This window comes from Nocardiopsis sp. iso_186, assembly GCF_056173365.1.
The window spans coordinates 1,645,618-1,662,981 of the sequence record NZ_CM149670.1 but is presented as its reverse complement, the minus strand read 5'-3'; the positions used below and the strand labels follow the sequence as shown (position 1 = coordinate 1,662,981).

Below are 17,364 nucleotides of genomic sequence, written 5' to 3'. Positions count from 1 at the left end.
GGGCGCGCGGATCGCGCCCGGCGCACACCACCCACCACCTCTTGGGGAGAACGATCGTGAAAGAACCGGTGATGCCGGGCGCGGTCCCGAATCCACTGCGTGACGTGCTGGACCGGCGCCTGCCGCGCATCGCCGGGCCCAGCGTGCTCGTACTGTTCGGGGTGACCGGCGACCTGGCCCGCAAGAAACTGCTCCCCGCCATCTACGACCTGGCCAACCGGGGCCTGCTGCCGCCGGGCTTCGGACTGGTGGGTTTCGCCCGCCGGGACTGGGCCCACCAGGACTTCGCGCAGGTCGCCCACGAGGCCGTCCGCGAACACGCGCGCACCCCGTTCCGGGAGGACGTGTGGCGCCAGCTCAGCGAGGGGATGCGTTTCGTCCCCGGCGAACTGCACGACGACGACGCCTTCGACAAACTGGCCGACACCGTGCGCGAACTGGACGCGGACCGGGGCACCGGCGGCAACTACGCGTTCTACCTCTCGTTGCCGCCGAAACTGTTCCCGACGGTGGTCACCCAGCTCAAGCGCAGTGGTCTGGCCGAGTCCGAGGAGCACGCCTGGCGCAGGGTCGTCATCGAGAAGCCCTTCGGCCACGACCTGAAGAGCGCCCAGGACCTCAACGCGGTCGTGGACGACGTGTTCCCGCCGCAGTCGGTGTTTCGCATCGACCACTACCTGGGCAAGGAAACCGTCCAGAACCTGATGGCGCTGCGGTTCGCCAATACGCTGTTCGAGCCGATCTGGAACCGCTCCTACATCGACCACGTGCAGATCACGATGGCCGAGGACATCGGGGTGGGCGGCCGGGCCGGCTACTACGACGGCATCGGCGCGGCGCGCGACGTCATCCAGAACCACCTGCTGCAGCTGTTGGCACTGGTGGCCATGGAAGAACCGCTGTCCTTCACCGCCGACGCGATCCGGGCGGAGAAGGAGAAGGCGCTCTCAGCGGTGGAACTGCCCGAAGACCTGGAGACGGCCACCGCTCGCGGGCAGTACGCCGCAGGCTGGCAGGGCGGCGCGTCGGTCGTGGGATACCTGGAGGAGGAGGGCATCCCGTCCGACTCCACCACCGAGACCTATGCCGCGATCAAGCTGGGGGTGAACACCAGGCGCTGGGCGGGCGTCCCGTTCTACCTGCGCACCGGCAAGCGCCTGGGGCGCAGGGTCACGGAGGTGGCCCTGGTGTTCCAGCGCACCGCCAACCGGGTGTTCAGCCATACCGCCACCGAGGAGCAGGGCGCCAACTCGCTGGTGATCCGGGTCCAGCCCGACGAGGGCGTGACGCTGCGGTTCGGCTCCAAGGTTCCGGGAGCCGCGATGGAAGTGCGCGACGTGAGCATGGACTTCAGCTACGGCGAGTCCTTCACCGAGGCAAGCCCAGAGGCGTACGAGCGGCTCATCCTGGACGTGCTCATCGGCGACCCGCCGTTGTTCCCCCGCCAGGAGGAGGTCGAGCTGTCCTGGCGCATCCTCGACCCGATCGAGGAGCACTGGGTCAAGGCCGGTCGGCCCGAGCAGTACGAGTCGGGCGCGTGGGGGCCGAAGTCCGCACACGAACTGCTGGCCCGCGACGGCCGGCAGTGGCGCAGGCCCTGATCCCGTTGTCCTCGCCGACGGCGCACCCGGATGGCACCCGCTTCTCATGGAGGACCCATGACGCTCTACCTTCCCCGCACGACGACGTCGCAGATCGCCGAGGCCCTGGCCACCGAGCGGCGTAGCGTCGGAGGCGGCGCGATGAACCTCGTACTCACCCTGATCATCGTCACCGACGAGGCCGACCACTACGACGCGGTGCGCGCGGCGACCGAGGCCGGCCACGAGCACCCCAGTCGGGTGATCGCGCTGATCCGACGCGACCCGGACGCCGAGCCGGCGATCGACGCCGAGATCCGCCGTCCCGGCACGGCCGGTCCCGGCGAGGCACTGCTGCTGCGGCTCTACGGACCTCTCGGCGAACACGCCGATTCGGTGATCACCCCGCTGCTGGTCCCCGACGCGCCGATCGTCGCCTGGTGGCCCGGCACCGGACCGGCCAACCCCGCGGAGGACCCCGTGGGACGTCTGGCCCACCGGCGCATCACCGACGCCCAGAGCGCCGCCGACCCCATGGCCGACCTGCTGGCCAGGGTCGAGCACTACGTTCCGGGCGACACCGACTTCACCTGGACCCGGCTCACGCCGTGGCGCTCGTTGCTTGCCTCCACGATGGACCAGCCGTGCGGTTGGGTGTCGGCGGCCGAGGTGAGCGCCGAGTCGCACTACCCCAGCGCCAACCTGCTGGCGGCCTGGTTGTCGCAGCAACTGGAGGTCGAGGTGGAGCGCAAGGAGTCGGGCGGTCCCGGCATCACCGACGCCAAGCTGTTCACCGATGAGGGCGAGATCCAGATCTCGCGCCTGGACGGACGGGTAGCGACGCTGAAACGGCCCAACCAGCCCGACCAGACGGTGGCACTGGCACGGCGACGGGTCTCGGAGTTCCTCTCCGAGGAGTTGCGCCGGCTGGACCCGGACGAGACCTATGAGCGGACCGTGCGCCACATGGCGGCTGCCATCAGGACGACAGGAGTCTCGGCGTGACCACTATCGCCAACCCGCCCACCGTCGTCGTCCATCCCGATTCCGGCCTGCTGGCGCACGCGACGGCGGCGCGCATCATCACCCGCCTGGTGGACGCCCAGGCACTGCGCGGCAGTGCCTCGATCGTGCTGACCGGTGGTGGGATCGGCATCGCGGTGCTGAAGGAGTTGGCCGCGGCCCCCGCGCGCGACGCCGTGGACTGGCAGCGGGTGGACGTGTGGTGGGGTGACGAGCGTTTCCTTCCCACGGGCGACCCCGAGCGCAACGAGACACAGGCGCGGGCCGCGCTGTTGGACCACATAGCGCTCCCGGCCGATCGGGTGCACGCCATGCCCGCGTCGGACGGGGCCGACGGTCCCGAGCCGGAGCCGGGGGCGGCCCGTTACGCCGAGGAGTTGCGCGCGGCGGCCGACGGCGCCGATTCGCCCTCCTTCGACGTATGCCTGCTGGGCGTGGGGCCCGACACCCATGTGGCGTCGCTGTTCCCGGAGCACCCGGCCCTGCGCGAGACGGGGCAGGCGGTGGTCGCGGTGCACGACTCGCCCAAGCCGCCGCCGACCCGGGTGTCGCTGACCCTGCCTGCGATCCGCGCCTCGCGGGAGGTGTGGCTGCTGGCGTCGGGGACGGGCAAGGCAGAGGCGGTGCGACTGGCCCTGGCCAAGGAGGCCGGCCCTCTGGAGGTCCCGGCGGCCGGTGCACGGGGGCGCTCGCGCACACTGTTCCTCCTGGACGCCGAGGCCGCCGGCGCCCTGCCGGAGGAGTTGCGCACGGGTGCGGGCGGTTAGCCGTCCGCACGGGCTCCGCCCATGGTGTCGAATCGCCCTGGTGTCCATCGTCACCAGGGCTTTTCCATTCCCGTCGCATACTATTAATTTTCGACCGTTTTAGTATGAAAAAGGAGTGGCGATGACGTCTCACGACAGTGCACCCACGGTGAGCGCGGCCTGGCTGGCCGAGCACCTCGACGACGACGGCCTCGTGGTGGTCAACTCCACCACCCACCTGGCACTGCCCGCGAACGGCCCCTACACCCTGGAATCCGGACGATCCACGTACGAGGCCGAGCACATCCCCGGTGCGGTCTTCGCCGACCTGCTCACGGACTTCGCCGACACCGAGGCTTCCGGGGCCTGGACGGTCCCGCCCTCGGAGAAGTTCGCGGCGAGCGCCGCGAAACTGGGCATCGGCGACGGACGGCGCGTCGTGCTCTACGACCAGAGCAGCGGTTTCTGGGCCACCCGCCTGTGGTGGCATCTGCGCCTGGAGGGTTTCGACAACGCGGCCGTGCTCGACGGCGGCCTGCGGGCCTGGACGGCCTCCGGACGGCCCGTCACCGATGCCCCTTCCACTGTGCCGCCCGCGGAGTTCACTCCCGCGCGTCGCCCCGGGCTGCTGCGTTCGAAGGAGGAGGTCGCAGCCGCTGTCGACGACGAGCACACCGTGCTGGTCAACGTTTTGGATCCCGAGACCTACCGGGGCGAACGGACCACGTACAGCCGCCCCGGGCACATCCCCGGCAGTATCAACCTGCCGGTCACCGAGATCACCGACCCCTCGACCGGACTGCTCAAGCCGGTCGAGGAACTGCGCGTGATCTTCGATCGGGCGGGGCTGCTCGACCCTGGCGTCGCTCCCGTCACCTACTGCGGTGGCGGAATCGCCGCCACCGGGGTTGCGCACGCCCTGGCCCTGGTGGGCCGGGACGACGTGGCCGTCTACGACGGCTCGTTGACGGAGTGGAGCGCCGACAGCTCTCTGCCCCTGGTCACCGGCTCCTCCCCTCGATAGGGGCGGTATCCCGGAACGGCCCTCCACCCGCCGGGGAATCGGGGGATCCCGGTTGCCGGTGAAGCGTTCGTCCGGCTGCCCCGGCCGGAAAGGGCATCCGGCCCTGGTGAGTTCCCGGCCCCGGCCCGCACGGAGGGGGCGGGCGGCCCGTCGGGACCATCCGCCCCCCTTGTTCGCCCCGGGAGGATCAGGGGTGGTAGATGTCGGGCCACGGCGGGGTCGCCATGCCGTCACCGATGTGGAACGAAGGGTGCGGCGGCTGGTTGTAGGCGGTGTTCTGCCAAGCGATCGCGGTGCGGTACTGGGTGTCGTGCATCAGGGTGGGGATGCGGCGGTCGGTGGCGTGCGGACTGGAGTAGACGCGCAGTGCCGAGTTGTCACCGGTGCGCCAGACGACCTCTTCACGCCAGTCGCCGAGGATGTCCCCCGACAGCGCGGGGGTGGCCTTCGTGCCGTTGTTCGCGGCCACGCCGGAACCGGTGAGCAGACGGGTGTCGCCGCTGGGCCCGTACTTGTCGATCTGGGTCTGGTCAAGCAGTTCCCTGCTGGGATCGCCGTCCCACCAGGCGAGGAAGTTCGTCGAACCGGGCTTGCGGGCCACGTTCTGGCCGGAGGTGTTGGCCAGCCCGCCCACGCGTGCCGACCAGAACTCCGCACCGGGGCTGCCCGCCCAGATGTCGCCGGCCACACCGCGTCCGTTGTCGCCGCCGGTTGCGGTACGCCACAGGGTGGCCCCGGTCCTCGCGTCGGCCAGCCAGGCGTCTGGCTGGCTCGCGCTCTCCGACACCCCGTAGACCTCCAGGCCGGGGCGGCCCGGCACGAAGTCCCCGACGTGCAGGGCGTCGCCGTGGCCGTAGCGGGTGGTCCAGAGCCGGGAGCCGTTGTCGTCCACGGCCATCGCGCCGAACATGATCTCGTCGCGGCCGTCGCCGTCGGCGTCGGCGATGGACAGGCTGTGGAAACCCTGGCCGTCATAGCCCTGGCCGCTGTTGGTGGAGCTGTTGGTGTCGAAGGTCCAGCGCCGGGTGAGCTGGCCGTTGCGGAAGTCCCAGGCGGCGATGACGGTGCGCGTGTAGTAGCCGCGCGAGAAGATCATGCTGGGACGCCGGCCGTCGAGGTAGGCGGTCCCGGCCAGGAAGCGGTCGACCCGGTTGCCGTAGTTGTCGCCCCACGAGGAGACGGTGCCGCGCGCGGGCACGTAGTCCACGGTGTCCAGGGCCCGGCCGGTGCGGCCGTCGAAAACGGTGAGGAACTCAGGACCGCTCAACACGTAACCGGCGGAGTTTCGGTGGTCGGCCGAGGCCGAACCGATGACCGTCCCGGCGCCGTCGCGCGTGCCGTCGGCGGTCTTCATCGCGACCTCGGCGCGCCCGTCCCCGTCGTAGTCGTACACCTGGAACTGGGTGTAGTGCGCCCCGGCGCGAATGTTGCGGCCGAGGTCGATGCGCCACAGCCTGGTGCCGGTGAGGGTGTAGGCGTCGATGATGACGGGGCCGGTGTAACCGGAATTGGAGTTGTCCTGGGCGTTTGTGGGCTCCCACTTGAGGATGATCTCGTAGCGGCCGTCGCCGTCGAGGTCTCCGACGCCGGCGTCGTTGGCGTCGTAGGTGTAGGCGGAGCCGTTGACGGTGCCGCCCGCGGGGCGCTGGAGGGGGACGTCCAGGTAACCGTTGGTGAAGGTGAGCGAGGCGGACGACGCTGCCTGCTCGGTGCCGTTGACGACCGCGCGCACCGTGTAGGAGGCGCTGGCCGCCGCCCCGGAGTCCAGATAGGAGGTGGCCCCGGTGAGCGGGGAGGAGTTGACCTTGGTGGAGCCGCGGTAGACGTCGAACCCGACGTTTGGCGGGTCACCGCCGAGGAGGCGCCAGCTCACCAGGTTGCCGTTACCGCTGCGTACGCTGATCAGACCGCGGTCGAGGCGCTCGGCCTGGCGGGTGCCCGTGGGATCGGCGGCTGCGGCGGACGGCGCGGCGGGGACGTCCGCGTGGGCGGGGGCCGCGGCCAGGGGCGCGGCGGTCAGCGCGAGGAGGCTGAGGAGGGCCGCGGTTCGGCGGAGCCGGTCTGGACCGGAGGGTGAGGAGGGTAGGGGGGATCGCACAGGAGCACTCCTTATGAGCACTTTCGAGGCGGGTGGGGTCGCTGTCCCCGACCGCCTGCTGGTTTGACCGGGCCCCACCACAAGCGGAGCCCGGACGACCTCGCAGAACGCGCCTCCCCTTTCCCCACAAAAGGTAAGCGCTTACCTGCTAAGGGTGGGACAGAACGTAACACGAAAGATACGCACCGAGAACCCCTGCGCCATAGGCGATTGCGCGAGGGGCACCTGTCCGGCCATCGGGCTGCGGAGGTGTGCGCAAGTCAAGGTGTTTTTCACGACTTATGTGGGGTTACATCTCAAGCTGGAACCGGGGCATGACCACACATGAGTGGGGTTGCCGCTGCTCAATGCGCCCCGGTGCCGGTCAGGGACCGGACGCGGAGCTCCTGGTAGCGGGCGGTGTTGCGTTCACGGGAGAGCAGGGTCCCGACGACGGCGCAGAGGAAGCCGAGCGGGATGGAGACCAGACCGGGGTTCTCCAGGGGGAAGAGCTGGATGTCGATCCAGGAGGGCAGCAGCGAGAGGTTCGCTCCGGTCACCGGATCGGTCTTGCCCGACATCACCGGCGACAGCAAGACCAGGAGCACAGAGGACAGCAGTCCCCCGTAGATACCGGCCTCGACCCCGCTGGTGTTGAAGCGACGCCAGAACAGCGACAGCACGATGACCGGGAGGTTGGCGGCGGCGGCAATGGCGAAGGCCAGGCCGACCAGGAAAGCGACGTTGAGGTTCTGGGCGACGACGGCCAGACCGATCGCCACGGCTCCGACCAGCACCGCCGCGAGACGGGCCACGCCCACCTCCTGGGACTCCTTGGAACGCCCCCACATCAGGACGTGGCCGAAGAGGTCGTGTGCCAACGAGGCCGACGACGCCAGGGTGAGACTGGCGACGACCGCGAGGATCGTGGCCAGGGCGACCGCGCAGATGAACGCGAGCAGCACGGCGCCGCCGACCGGTCCGCCCAGCAGCTCGCCGACCTCCCGGGCGAGCTGGGGAACGGCGGTGTTGCCGGAGGGGTCCTGGGCGGCGATGCGCTCCGGGCCGACCAGGGCCGCCGCACCGAACCCCAGCACCAAGGTCATGAGATAGAACGCGCCCACCAGCAGGATGGTGCGGTTGACCGAGGCGCGCGCCGCCCTGCCGTCGGGCACGGTGTAGAAGCGCGTCAGGATGTGCGGAAGCGCGACGGTGCCCAGGACCAGCCCCAGCGCCAGGCTGACCAGGTCGAGTTTGTTGATGAGGGTCCGGGCGGGGTCCGCGGCCACCTCCTGGCCGAACCGCAGCCCGGGTTCGAGGAACGCCTGTCCCCGGCCGCTGGTGTCGGCCGCTGCCGTGAGCATGTCGTCGACGTTGAACCCGAACACCGCAAGGACCGCGAACGTGAGCAGCCCGGTTCCGGTGAGCAGTACGACGGCCTTGATGATCTGCAGCCAGGTCGCGGCCTTCATCCCGCCGTACATGACGTAACCGACCATCAGCACTCCGACCGCGACGATGGATGCCGTCCTGGCCTGGACGGCATCCATTCCGAGGAAGGAACCCCCCTGGTCGATGCCGAGCATGAGCGTGACCAGCGCTCCCGCACCGACCATCTGGGCGAGCAGGTAGAAGACCGAAACGGTCACCGTGGACGTGGTGCAGGCCATCCGGACCCGCATCCGACGCATCCGGAAAGCGGGGACGTCGGCCATGGTGAAGCGGCCGGTGTTGCGTATCAGCTGCGCCAACGGGAGTACCAGCAGCCACGCCACCAGGAAGCCCACCGAGTAGAGGAAGCCGTCGTAGCCGTCGAGCGCGATGATCCCGGCGATGCCGAGGAGGGAGGCCGCCGAAAGGTAGTCACCGGTCAGCGCCAGGCCGTTCTGGGTACTGCCGAAGCGCCGTCCACCGGCATAGAAGTCGAGGATTCCCGCTGCGCCGCGTCGGGCCCGGACGGTGACGATGGCGGTGACGGCGACGAAGAGCGCGAAGAATGCGATGGTCCAGAGCTGCCCGAGGGTCACGGGCGCACCGTTTCGCCGTTGCGGGCGGCATCGGCCGCTCGCATCTCGGTGTGCAACTCGACGGCGACGGGATCGATGGAACGCTCGGCACAACGGGCGTAGCCCCAGGCGAGCAGGAAGGTCGAGACGAACTGTCCGGTTCCAACGAGCAGACCGATATTGATCGATCCGGCGACTCGGATCGCCATTAGATCACGGGCGTAGACGGTGAGGAAAACATAAGCGAGATACCAGCCCAGGGAAAAGACGACAAGGAGGGAAAACTGACGGATGAACCGTTTGCGCAGAGCGACGAAACGCGGATCGGCCCCCATTCGGACGATCTGGATGCTCTGCTGGACGAGCTGCCCTCGACGCTCCTCCTCGGAGTGCCACCACTGCCCGCCTTGAACCGGAGCCGGTCCAGGATCAGCGCTCTCACGACGGTCCACCACGTTTTTCTCCCAAAACGGGCTCCCCGCCTCTCCCCGCCGGAGCGCCACTTTCCCCGTGGTCCACCGAAATTCATGCAACCGTTCGGGGCCGCGACATTTCGCAAAGAATCCCCTTCTTGGGTGATGCCGGTCGAATTCGGGCACACCCGGGAGAGCGAGGGGCAGTCACCTACGATATCCAGCGGCAACGGCACACGTTCGGCTTATCCGAAATCTCGACGATGTTTGCCGGTTTGCCCGCGTCGCCCACCCGGGCGAACAACGGGCATCGACGATCGCGCTTCGGGAACCGCCCCGAGTGGAACCCGGCGCCGCGATGCGCTATCCACATTGTCATGAACACTCTCTCCTGCCCCAAGTGCCCCGGCTCGCTCAGCCGGGAGAACCTCGTGGGCGTGACCGTGGACAAGTGCTCGCAGTGCCGGGGAATCTTCCTGGACCGCGGCGAGCTGGAACAGCTCCTGGAAGCCGAGCACCGCTGGCGGCGCGGCCAGGAGGACGAGTACAGCGGCGGACGCCGCCATCGCGACAACGGGGACAACAGCGAGGACGCCTACACCCGCAACGACTACCAGGGCGAACGCCGTAAGCGACAGGCCGACTTCCTCGACGAGATCTTCGACTGAGCAGAGGCCCCGGACCGCCGAGGCGGACCGGGGCCACCTTCGCGCGTATTTGGGAGCGCTCCCAAATACGCGCGAAGGCCCGTGGGAGATACCGACTCAGGCCGCCGGACTGACCTCGGTCGCCGAGGTGCGTACCGCCTGCCTGCCCCAGGGAAGGAAACGGTCCACGGTCAACCGGCCGCCGGCGAAGCCCAGCGCAAGGGCCGAGCCGCCGAGCACCAGGGCCAATTCGAATCCGCCGGGACCGGTGAGCGGGGCGCCCAGGTGACCGAAGAAGTAGGCCGCCGCCATGAAGCCGGCGAGTACCGCACCGGTCACGGGCAGCGCCAGTCCGAGGAGCAGGGCCGCACCGCCCCCGATCTCCACCGCGATGGCGAGCGCCGCGGCGGCCTGCGGGAACGGGACGCCGATGGCATCGAACATGTGCCCGGCCCCCTCGACTCCCATGCCGAGCTTCTGGGCGCCGTGGGCGATAAAGGTGACACCCACGGCGATACGGGCCACCAGGGCGGTGATATCGACCAGGCTGTCGCGGAGGGTGGGGGTGTAGTGCCGCATGATGATCGTCTTCTCTCGTCGATTCGAGCATGACCGACCACGGAAGGGGCGGGACGACCACCCGCTCCGTGCAGGGATGCGCATCCACGGGGTGACGGACGCGCGCTGTGCGGTACATGGTCGGTCACCAAGAGCGATCGCCACAATACTCAAAAGGTGCCAAATCCCTTACCCACAAGGGCCTCGGAGGCAAAAAGCGTCCACCCCCGAGGCGAGCGGATCAGGGCCTACGAGGAACGCGACACCGGCTCGGTGGCACGGACCGCGGAGCGCCCCCAGGGGAGAAAACGGTCCACCGCGAGGGTTCCGCCGTTGAAGCCCGACGCGAGGGCCGCGGCCCCCAGGACCAGAACCAGTTCATAGCCGCCCAGCAAAGGGTCGCTGGTGTGCACGAAGACGAAAGCGCCGAGCATTTGGGCCGCGAGCAGGATGCCTGCGACAGGAAGCCCCAGTCCGATCAGCAGGGCGGCACCGGCCCCCACCTCGATGACGATTGCGACGACGGCGGCGACCTGCGGAAGCGGGATGCCCATGGCGGCGAACATCTCGGCAGTGCCACCGACTCCCCCGCCGAGCTTCTGCAGGCCGTGCGCGATGAACACCAGGCCCACGGCGACGCGGGCGACGAGGGCGGTGATGTCGGCCGCCCAGGCCCTGGTGTGACGAGTGGTCTCGGCCATGACGTGATCCTTCTTCCATCGATTGACTGAATACGGTCGGCGCGGAATAAGGGCGGGGATCCTTGACCTTCAACCGTCCCGGGAACATCTTCCGAGGAAAATTGATCGTATTCGTATTCGCCTGGATACGGAACGTGGCCAATGCCACACCTCCACGCAGCCTCCCCGGCCACCCCATTGCGCCACGGGCCGGAGCCTGTCCGAACTTCGCTAGGCTTCTCCCTTGTGGCGCGCCCTGTGCAGCTACCCAGCACCCCCTTTGCGCACCCCCGAACCCGCGTTCGTACGCGTGTATGATTTTGGGGCCAGTACCCACACAGTCACCGAATGGGGAGCCGCCATCGTGGTCACCGAGGTCTTCACGCGCAAATATTGCGACCCGCACGCCGTCCGTGACGAGAAGGTCGAGGCCACCGAGGTCGTCCAGTTCGCCTGGGACGGGACCGTGCGCGAGGTCAACTCTTGCGAGGAGTGCAAGAAGGAGTACGAGACCCAGTTCGAGGCACTGGTGGACTACTCGCGCCCGGTGAAGAAGCGCCGCGTCACCAAGAAGTCCGACGAGACTTCCGCTGACGAGACTTCCGCCGAGGCGTAACCAGCCCATAGCGGCAACCAGGACCCCCGGTCCGCACGACAACGACCGGCATGTCTTCTGGCGGCCGGCGCCCCCTCGGGCGCCGGCCGCTTCTTCTTTCCCCGACCGCCAGACCGCGTTTCAGGTAACGGGGGAGTCTTGGGCGGACAGTTCTATGGCCAGTTCCATACAGCGCCATCGGGCTGGGGAGAAGTCGTAGGGCATCTTGCCGATGGCTTCGAACGCGCTCATGGAGCCAGCCTTCCGCCTACCGGAACCGAGGCCGGCCCCGTCCTCGCCGTCATCGGCGGTAGCGGGGTGCACAGCGTCCCAGGCGTCGAAGAGGGCATCGTCGTCCTTGTCCAGGCCGGACTCCTCGATGACGGCCTGCAGGGCGCTTTCGAAGGCGTGCCGCTCGACGGCGACTTGAGCCACCCGTGGGTCATCGACGGCGACGCTGTCATCGAGTGCCTCCTCGGCGTCGTCGATGCGGTCGGATTCCTCCCGCAGAGTGGGATGCACGGCCAGGGCGACGAAGCGGGTGGCCTGGACGGCCGCGCCGAGCGGGCCGAAGATCCGCTCAGTGACCAGCAGAGTGTCCAGGTCCGCCTGACGCAGGGAGCCCTCGGGCAGGCTCTTGAGACGGTCGGTGACGAAGTCGGAGAGCAGGCCCATTCGGCTGCCTTCGGTGCGCATCCGCTGCACGGCGGTCCGTTGCCGCCGCAATTTCGCCTCCTGCTCGACGAGGGTTTGTTCCAACCGCTCCAGGATGCCCGCGATACCTTCTCCGCTGTTTGCACCGGCGGAAGCCGTGCCGGTGGCAAAGGCGTCACGGATGTCGTCCAGGGCGATCCCGGCGTCGGCCATCTTGCGAATCCACAGCAGGCGGATCATGTCCTCGTACTCGTAGCGGCGGCGGTCATCGCCGCCCCGCTCGGGCTCGGGGAGCAGGCCGATCGCGTGGTAATGGCGAATCGCCCGTGGCGTGCTGCCGGCGAAGGCCGCCGCGTCACCGATCTTGACCTGGCGGGGTGGCACGAACGACGAATGCATGAGAAGGGACCTTTCCTCAAGAAACCGGGACGCAAATCCATCGGACCACATGCCGCTACGGAAGGTGCAACCCCATGCACACCGCCCACCGTCCAGCAGCCACCGACAGCCAGACCGCCTGCGACTTGTGCCCACCGCGGACAGCAACGGCTCCAACACCGACCACCGCGCGCCAGAAAGCCCTCCTCGCCCCACATCGTGATCATCATCGTGCAGGGCGCACACAGGAAGTCGAACCTGGAACACGGCCTGGACCAGCGGGCCCCGGAGACGACCGCGCCAGTCAGGACCGTGGAAGAAGTTTCGAGAAACCTTCCAGGTGGGAGTATGCTCGCGCGGCAGTTGAACCATCCGAAGCCGTCCCTGACCTCGCAAGAGCCAGGTAATTAGGCTGGAGCACCCCTTCGTGAGTATTTGGCGCACAAAAAGCATCGAGCAGTCCATCAAGGACACCGACGAACCAGGACACGCCCTTCGCAAGGACCTGACCGGATTCGATCTGATCGTCTTCGGTATCGGCGTCATCATCGGAACCGGCATCTTCGTGGTGACCGGCCGTCAAGCGGCGGAGAACGCCGGCCCCGCCATCATCGTGTCGTTCCTGATCGCCGGACTCGTATGCGCTCTGGCGGCCATGTGCTACGCGGAGTTCGCCTCCACCGTTCCGGTCGCGGGCAGCGCCTACACCTTCGGTTACGCCAGCCTCGGCGAGTTCGTCGCGTGGATCATCGGCTGGGACCTGGTCCTGGAGTTCACCCTGGCCGCCTCCGTGGTCGCGGTGGGCTGGTCCGCCTACGCAGGCGATCTGCTCGGCATACCCACCTCGATCGCGATCACCGACGACTACGGGGTCAACGTCGGCGCGATGGCGATCGTCATCCTCCTGGGTGTCGTCAGCACCCTGGGCGCCAAGCTGTCGGGACGGGTAACCGCGGTGGTCGTGGCCATCAAGGTCGCCATCGTGCTGTTCGTCATCGTCGTGGGCGCGTTCTACGTCAAAGCGTCCAACTGGACGCCGTTCGTTCCCCCCGCCGAGCCGGTCCCGGCCGAGACCCAGTCGATCGGGCACCAGCCCCTGACCCAGGTCCTGCTCGGCCTGGAACCCAGCTCCTTCGGTATCTGGGGGGTCATCGCCGCCGCGTCCGTGGTGTTCTTCGCCTTCATCGGCTTCGACATCGTCGCGACCACCGCCGAGGAGACCAAGAACCCCAAGCGCGACATGCCGGTGGGAATCTTCGGCTCACTGATCATCGTGACCGTGCTGTACATGGCGGTCGCGGCCATCGTCACCGGCATGCGCCCCTACACCGAACTGAACAGCGACGCGCCCCTGGCCGAAGCCTTCCGGGGTGTGGGGGCGGACTGGGCGGCGACACTGATCTCGCTGGGCGGTGTCATCGGCATCACCACCGTGATCCTGGTCCTGATGATGGGCCAGTCCCGAGTGGCGTTCGCGATGTCGCGTGACGGCCTGCTGCCGCGCGGACTGTCAAAGACGCATCCGCGCTTCGGCACGCCCTATGTCATGACCGGCATCACCACCGTCGCGGTGGCTCTCCTCGCCGGTCTCGTGCCCATCAGCGCGCTCGAGGAAATGGTCAACATCGGCACGCTGTTCGCGTTCGTGGTGGTCTCCGTCGGTGTGATCGTGCTGCGCCGGACCCGCCCGGACCTGCCCCGTGCCTTCCGCGCGCCGTGGGTGCCGGTCCTCCCGGTCATCGCGGCGCTGGCCTGCGGCTGGCTGATGCTCAACCTGACCGTGGACACCTGGATCCGGTTCCTGGTCTGGATGCTCCTGGGCGTGATCGTCTACTTCTGCTACGGAATGCGCAAGAGCCGACTGGCCCGGGCCGAGCACACCCCGACCGTGAAGGACGACTCAGCCGACTGACCGCAGCAGCCGGATCACCTCGCGGTTCCCGGGGCGCCTGCCTGACCCAGCAGGGTCATCAGGCGCCCCGGCCTACGCGAGGGGACGGTTCCGGCGACCGGCAGGCGGGCCTGGACGATGCCTTCGCGCGGTGGACGAATGGTCGCGCCGAGTCGGCCCATGATGCGCTGCATGGGCTGATTGTCAACCACCGTCTCCGCGCGGATCTCGGCCAGCCCCCAATCCGCGGCGATCGTGGTGAGCACCCGGGCCAGGCAGGCACCGATCCCCTGCCCCTGCCAGGTGTCCTCCACCAGCAGGGCGATCTCCCCCACTCCCGGATCCAGCGTGTACATCAAATGGGCCAGCGCCACCGGCTCGTGCCCGTTGACGGGGCGCGCTGCCAGGGTGAGGCCCCGCTCCGGGTCGCAGAAGACATCGAGCATGCGCGGACTGAGTTCACGGACGGTGGAGAAGTAGCGCCTGCGCGTGGTCTCGACCGAGGAGCGCCGATGCAGCTGCTGGATGGCATCCCCGTCACCGGTACCGGTCTGCCAGACGAAGAGTTCGACGCCTCGCTGGGTGATGACCGATCCGCTGGTGGGCGCAGGACCGGTCGGGGGAAGGATCGAGCGCACCAGCGCATCGGCCCGGGCCGACTCGGTCCAGGTGAAAGGACGGTCCGAGCGACGCAACCGGACCGCGCGCAGTGGACCGACCGGAACCACCAGCGCGGTCTCGGGCTCCTCCGGGAACTCCGGCGCGGGCCGGGTGAGGTTGGTCCACTTGGCCTCGTCCGCGCTCAGCAGGTCGCGCAGGGCCTCGGGCAGTCGGTTGGGGGCGGACTTGAGCCGTGCGGTGAGCAGGAGCGACCTGGTCACGTCGTCGCCGACGTCGCGCGGTACGGCCGGGACCGCGGTCACGTCGCCGTCGCTGCTGAGCGGGGTGAGGGCGGCCGACAGCGCGTGGTGTGCGCCGGGAAGATCGACGATGAACTCGTCCACGACGCCGATGGGATCGGCGTGGATGGACATCCCCAGAACGTTTGCGCCGTGTTCGGCCATGACGCCTACGAGGGCCGCCAACTGGCCGGGCCGATCATCGACAGCCACTCGGATTCGCCACAGGGCCATGCCGCACCTCCACACAGACTGGGGTTGTCGCGCATCTGGCTTTCAGTGTGCGCGGACCGTGTTTCAGGGGTGCTACAGGTGGGTTAGCGGCGGATGGGCCGTAGACGCGGACCGCTCAGGCGAGCCAGAAAGCAACAGCACTCACAGCAGCCGCCAACAGGATCAGAGCGGGTGTGGTCCAGCAGCCGCGATGTCCGCGCCCCCGCGACCCCGCGGACGCCGCCCGGTGGACGGGAGCGCACTGGGCATCGGCGCTACGGCGGCGCAGCAGGGCGCGCGGTCCGGCCACCGCGCGTCCGGCGCGATCGTGGTGCAGCGCCCGCGCCGCCCGCGACAGCGCCGCGTATGCCTGTTCCCGGTCGCGGCGCTCCAGGAGCTCGGCTCGGGCCGCCAGGAGCCGGTCGTCGACCCCGGGGGCCACGCCGGGGTGACGCGCAGCGTGCTGGGAGATCTCCACGCCGAAGCGCTCGAACTCCGCGACCACCCGCGCCAGCGGAGTCCAGGCGCGGATCGGCTCGGGAATCGGGGCCAGGAGCGCCGCGACCTCGTAGAGCCGGTACCGGGGCACCCCGGAGACGACCTCCATCAGGTCCACCCACTGGCGCAGGGGGTCGGGGCGGGGGTCCTGACGCAGCAGCACGACGTAGTCGTATGTACCGGGCATGGGGCGAGCGTAGTGGGTGGTGGCCTTCAGCGGGCGGTGGCCAGGCCCCGGAAGGGCCGGTCCGAGCGTCGTGACCGTCTCAGGGACGACCGGCAGCCAGGACCCCGTCCTTCCACACGGCCGCGACCTGGGGAACCCCTGGACGGTAGGCGAGATAGACGGGATCGGGGGCGTCCAACAGCACCATGTCCGCGCGGGCCCCGACCCTCAGCGCGCCGACGTCGCTGCGGCGCAGGGCCGCGGCTCCGCCGGCGGTAGCCGCCCACAGGGCCTCATCGGGGGTCATCCCCGTCTCGCGCACGGCCAGGGCGATACAGAAAGCGATGCTGGAGGTGAAGCAGGATCCCGGATTGCAGTCGCCGGCCAGGGCGACAGTGGCCCCGGCGTCGATGAGAGCCCGCGCATCGGGGTAGGGCTGGCGGGTGGAGAAGTCCACCCCGGGCAGCAGAGTGGCCACCGTGGGATCGCTGCGGGTGGCGGCCTCGGCGAGGGCGGCGACGTCCTGGGCGCTGAGGTAGGTGCAATGGTCCACGGAGGCCGCCCCCGCCTCGACGGCGAGGGCGACACCAGGGCCGGGGCCCAACTGGTTGCCGTGCACCCGGGGCAGCAGTCCGTGTTCGCGTCCGGCGGCGAGGATCGTACGGGCGGCATCGGCGTCGAAGGCACCGTTCTCGCAGAAGACGTCGATCCAGCGCGCGTGCGGTGCGCACGCGGTGAGCATGTCCCCGGTGACCAGGGCCGTGTACCCCGCCGGATCGTCGGCGTACTCGGGGGGCACCACATGGGCGCCGAGGAAGGTCACCTCGTCGGTGAGCTGGGCCGCGATCCGGGCGCAGCGCTCCTCGTCCGCAGTGGTCAGGCCGTAGCCGGTCTTGATCTCAAGGGTGGTGGTGCCCTGGGCACGGGCCTCGTGGAACAACCGCACGGCGCCGGCCCTCAACTGGGCGTCGGTGGCCTCCCGGGTGGCGGCCACGGTCGTGCGGATACCGCCCGCCTGATAGGGGCGTCCGCTCATACGGGCGGCGAACTCCGCGCTGCGGTCGCCGGCGAAGACGATGTGGGAGTGGCTGTCGACGAAGCCGGGGATGAGGCAGCGCCCGTCGGCGTCCACCCGGACATCGGCGGCGGGGGCACCGGCGGCGGGACCGATCCAGGAGACACGGCCGTCGGCGACCACGAGAGCGGCGTCCTCGACGCGGCCCAGTGCGCCGGGACCGTTGCCGGGCTCGTTGGTGACGAGGACGCCGATGCGGTCGATGAGCAGGGTGTGGGGCACGTTCGGGGCGCGCATCGTG

16 protein-coding genes are annotated in these 17,364 nt (G+C 69.1%); 7 read left to right on the top strand and 9 right to left on the bottom strand.

The window, feature by feature from the left end; all coding sequences use genetic code 11:
• Positions 1 to 71: 71 nt before the first annotated feature.
• From zwf to AC0VYP_RS07500, 4 genes are all read left to right on the top strand, one after another.
• Positions 72 to 1,601, top strand: coding sequence for a glucose-6-phosphate dehydrogenase (gene zwf, locus AC0VYP_RS07515; RefSeq protein ID WP_285761101.1), 1,530 nt, complete (start codon positions 72 to 74; stop codon positions 1,599 to 1,601).
• A gap of 57 nt (positions 1,602 to 1,658) precedes the next feature.
• Positions 1,659 to 2,585, top strand: coding sequence for a glucose-6-phosphate dehydrogenase assembly protein OpcA (locus tag AC0VYP_RS07510; RefSeq protein WP_285760979.1), 927 nt, complete (start codon positions 1,659 to 1,661; stop codon positions 2,583 to 2,585).
• Positions 2,582 to 3,370 carry a 6-phosphogluconolactonase gene (gene pgl / locus AC0VYP_RS07505; RefSeq protein WP_285760976.1) on the top strand — a complete coding sequence of 263 codons (789 nt, stop codon included), beginning with the start codon at positions 2,582 to 2,584 and terminating at the stop codon, positions 3,368 to 3,370. The genes AC0VYP_RS07510 and pgl overlap by 4 nt, the downstream gene beginning before the upstream one ends.
• Before the next feature lie 121 nt (positions 3,371 to 3,491).
• On the top strand, positions 3,492 to 4,373 hold the full coding sequence (locus AC0VYP_RS07500; RefSeq protein WP_475473168.1) for a sulfurtransferase: 882 nt from the start codon (positions 3,492 to 3,494) through the stop codon (positions 4,371 to 4,373).
• Between the two features lie 187 nt (positions 4,374 to 4,560).
• Here the strand turns inward: AC0VYP_RS07500 and AC0VYP_RS07495 are convergent, their stop codons facing one another.
• From AC0VYP_RS07495 to AC0VYP_RS07485, 3 genes are all read right to left on the bottom strand, one after another.
• Positions 4,561 to 6,471 carry a rhamnogalacturonan lyase gene (locus AC0VYP_RS07495; RefSeq protein ID WP_475473166.1) on the bottom strand — a complete coding sequence of 637 codons (1,911 nt, stop codon included), beginning with the start codon at positions 6,469 to 6,471 and terminating at the stop codon, positions 4,561 to 4,563.
• A 344-nt stretch (positions 6,472 to 6,815) separates the two neighbouring features.
• Positions 6,816 to 8,477, bottom strand: coding sequence for a solute symporter family protein (locus tag AC0VYP_RS07490; RefSeq protein WP_475473165.1), 1,662 nt, complete (start codon positions 8,475 to 8,477; stop codon positions 6,816 to 6,818).
• Entirely contained in the window at positions 8,474 to 8,911 is a 438-nt protein-coding gene (locus AC0VYP_RS07485; protein ID WP_285760946.1) for a DUF485 domain-containing protein, read from the bottom strand. The genes AC0VYP_RS07490 and AC0VYP_RS07485 overlap by 4 nt, the downstream gene beginning before the upstream one ends.
• A 335-nt stretch (positions 8,912 to 9,246) precedes the next feature.
• Here AC0VYP_RS07485 and AC0VYP_RS07480 point away from each other — a divergent pair, with 335 nt between their 5' ends.
• A complete protein-coding gene (locus AC0VYP_RS07480; protein ID WP_285760944.1) occupies positions 9,247 to 9,537 on the top strand; it encodes a TFIIB-type zinc ribbon-containing protein in 291 nt (96 codons plus the stop codon).
• A 96-nt stretch (positions 9,538 to 9,633) separates the two neighbouring features.
• On the opposite strand, the gene AC0VYP_RS07475 is transcribed toward AC0VYP_RS07480, so the two are convergent.
• Both AC0VYP_RS07475 and AC0VYP_RS07470 read right to left on the bottom strand, forming a co-directional pair.
• Positions 9,634 to 10,095, bottom strand: coding sequence for a DoxX family protein (locus AC0VYP_RS07475; RefSeq protein WP_285760942.1), 462 nt, complete (start codon positions 10,093 to 10,095; stop codon positions 9,634 to 9,636).
• A gap of 227 nt (positions 10,096 to 10,322) precedes the next feature.
• A complete protein-coding gene (locus AC0VYP_RS07470; RefSeq protein ID WP_285760941.1) occupies positions 10,323 to 10,775 on the bottom strand; it encodes a DoxX family protein in 453 nt (150 codons plus the stop codon).
• Between the two features lie 343 nt (positions 10,776 to 11,118).
• Between AC0VYP_RS07470 and AC0VYP_RS07465 the strand changes: the two genes are divergently transcribed.
• Positions 11,119 to 11,370 (top strand): hypothetical protein, encoded by a 252-nt coding sequence (locus tag AC0VYP_RS07465; RefSeq protein ID WP_475473162.1) that lies wholly within the window; start codon positions 11,119 to 11,121, stop codon positions 11,368 to 11,370.
• A 120-nt stretch (positions 11,371 to 11,490) separates the two neighbouring features.
• On the opposite strand, the gene AC0VYP_RS07460 is transcribed toward AC0VYP_RS07465, so the two are convergent.
• Positions 11,491 to 12,402: a MerR family transcriptional regulator gene (locus AC0VYP_RS07460; RefSeq protein WP_475473160.1), complete on the bottom strand. Its 912-nt coding sequence runs from the start codon at positions 12,400 to 12,402 to the stop codon at positions 11,491 to 11,493.
• A 406-nt stretch (positions 12,403 to 12,808) separates the two neighbouring features.
• On the opposite strand from AC0VYP_RS07460, the gene AC0VYP_RS07455 reads away from it, so the two are divergent.
• On the top strand, positions 12,809 to 14,293 hold the full coding sequence (locus tag AC0VYP_RS07455) for an amino acid permease (RefSeq protein ID WP_475473159.1): 1,485 nt from the start codon (positions 12,809 to 12,811) through the stop codon (positions 14,291 to 14,293).
• A gap of 14 nt (positions 14,294 to 14,307) precedes the next feature.
• Here AC0VYP_RS07455 and AC0VYP_RS07450 read toward each other — a convergent pair whose 3' ends face one another.
• The 3 genes from AC0VYP_RS07450 to hutI form a co-directional block, all read right to left on the bottom strand.
• Positions 14,308 to 15,405 (bottom strand): GNAT family N-acetyltransferase, encoded by a 1,098-nt coding sequence (locus tag AC0VYP_RS07450; RefSeq protein ID WP_285760935.1) that lies wholly within the window; start codon positions 15,403 to 15,405, stop codon positions 14,308 to 14,310.
• Positions 15,406 to 15,520: 115 nt separating this feature from the next.
• Positions 15,521 to 16,069 carry a hypothetical protein gene (locus AC0VYP_RS07445; RefSeq protein WP_475473157.1) on the bottom strand — a complete coding sequence of 183 codons (549 nt, stop codon included), beginning with the start codon at positions 16,067 to 16,069 and terminating at the stop codon, positions 15,521 to 15,523.
• Positions 16,070 to 16,148: 79 nt separating this feature from the next.
• On the bottom strand, positions 16,149 to 17,360 hold the full coding sequence (gene hutI, locus AC0VYP_RS07440; protein ID WP_475473155.1) for an imidazolonepropionase: 1,212 nt from the start codon (positions 17,358 to 17,360) through the stop codon (positions 16,149 to 16,151).
• Positions 17,361 to 17,364 lie beyond the last annotated feature (4 nt).

Bases quoted from the DNA above. Each gene is read 5' to 3' on its own strand.
- zwf (WP_285761101.1), top strand. From the start codon at position 72: ATGCCGGGCGCGGTCCCGAATCCACTGCGTGACGTGCTGGACCGGCGC.
- AC0VYP_RS07510 (WP_285760979.1), top strand. From the start codon at position 1,659: ATGACGCTCTACCTTCCCCGCACGACGACGTCGCAGATCGCCGAGGCC.
- AC0VYP_RS07500 (WP_475473168.1), top strand. From the start codon at position 3,492: ATGACGTCTCACGACAGTGCACCCACGGTGAGCGCGGCCTGGCTGGCC.
- AC0VYP_RS07480 (WP_285760944.1), top strand. From the start codon at position 9,247: ATGAACACTCTCTCCTGCCCCAAGTGCCCCGGCTCGCTCAGCCGGGAG.
- AC0VYP_RS07475 (WP_285760942.1), bottom strand. From the start codon at position 10,095: ATGCGGCACTACACCCCCACCCTCCGCGACAGCCTGGTCGATATCACC.
- AC0VYP_RS07470 (WP_285760941.1), bottom strand. From the start codon at position 10,775: ATGGCCGAGACCACTCGTCACACCAGGGCCTGGGCGGCCGACATCACC.
- AC0VYP_RS07460 (WP_475473160.1), bottom strand. From the start codon at position 12,402: ATGCATTCGTCGTTCGTGCCACCCCGCCAGGTCAAGATCGGTGACGCG.
- AC0VYP_RS07450 (WP_285760935.1), bottom strand. From the start codon at position 15,405: ATGGCCCTGTGGCGAATCCGAGTGGCTGTCGATGATCGGCCCGGCCAG.
- AC0VYP_RS07445 (WP_475473157.1), bottom strand. From the start codon at position 16,069: ATGCCCGGTACATACGACTACGTCGTGCTGCTGCGTCAGGACCCCCGC.
- hutI (WP_475473155.1), bottom strand. From the start codon at position 17,360: ATGCGCGCCCCGAACGTGCCCCACACCCTGCTCATCGACCGCATCGGC.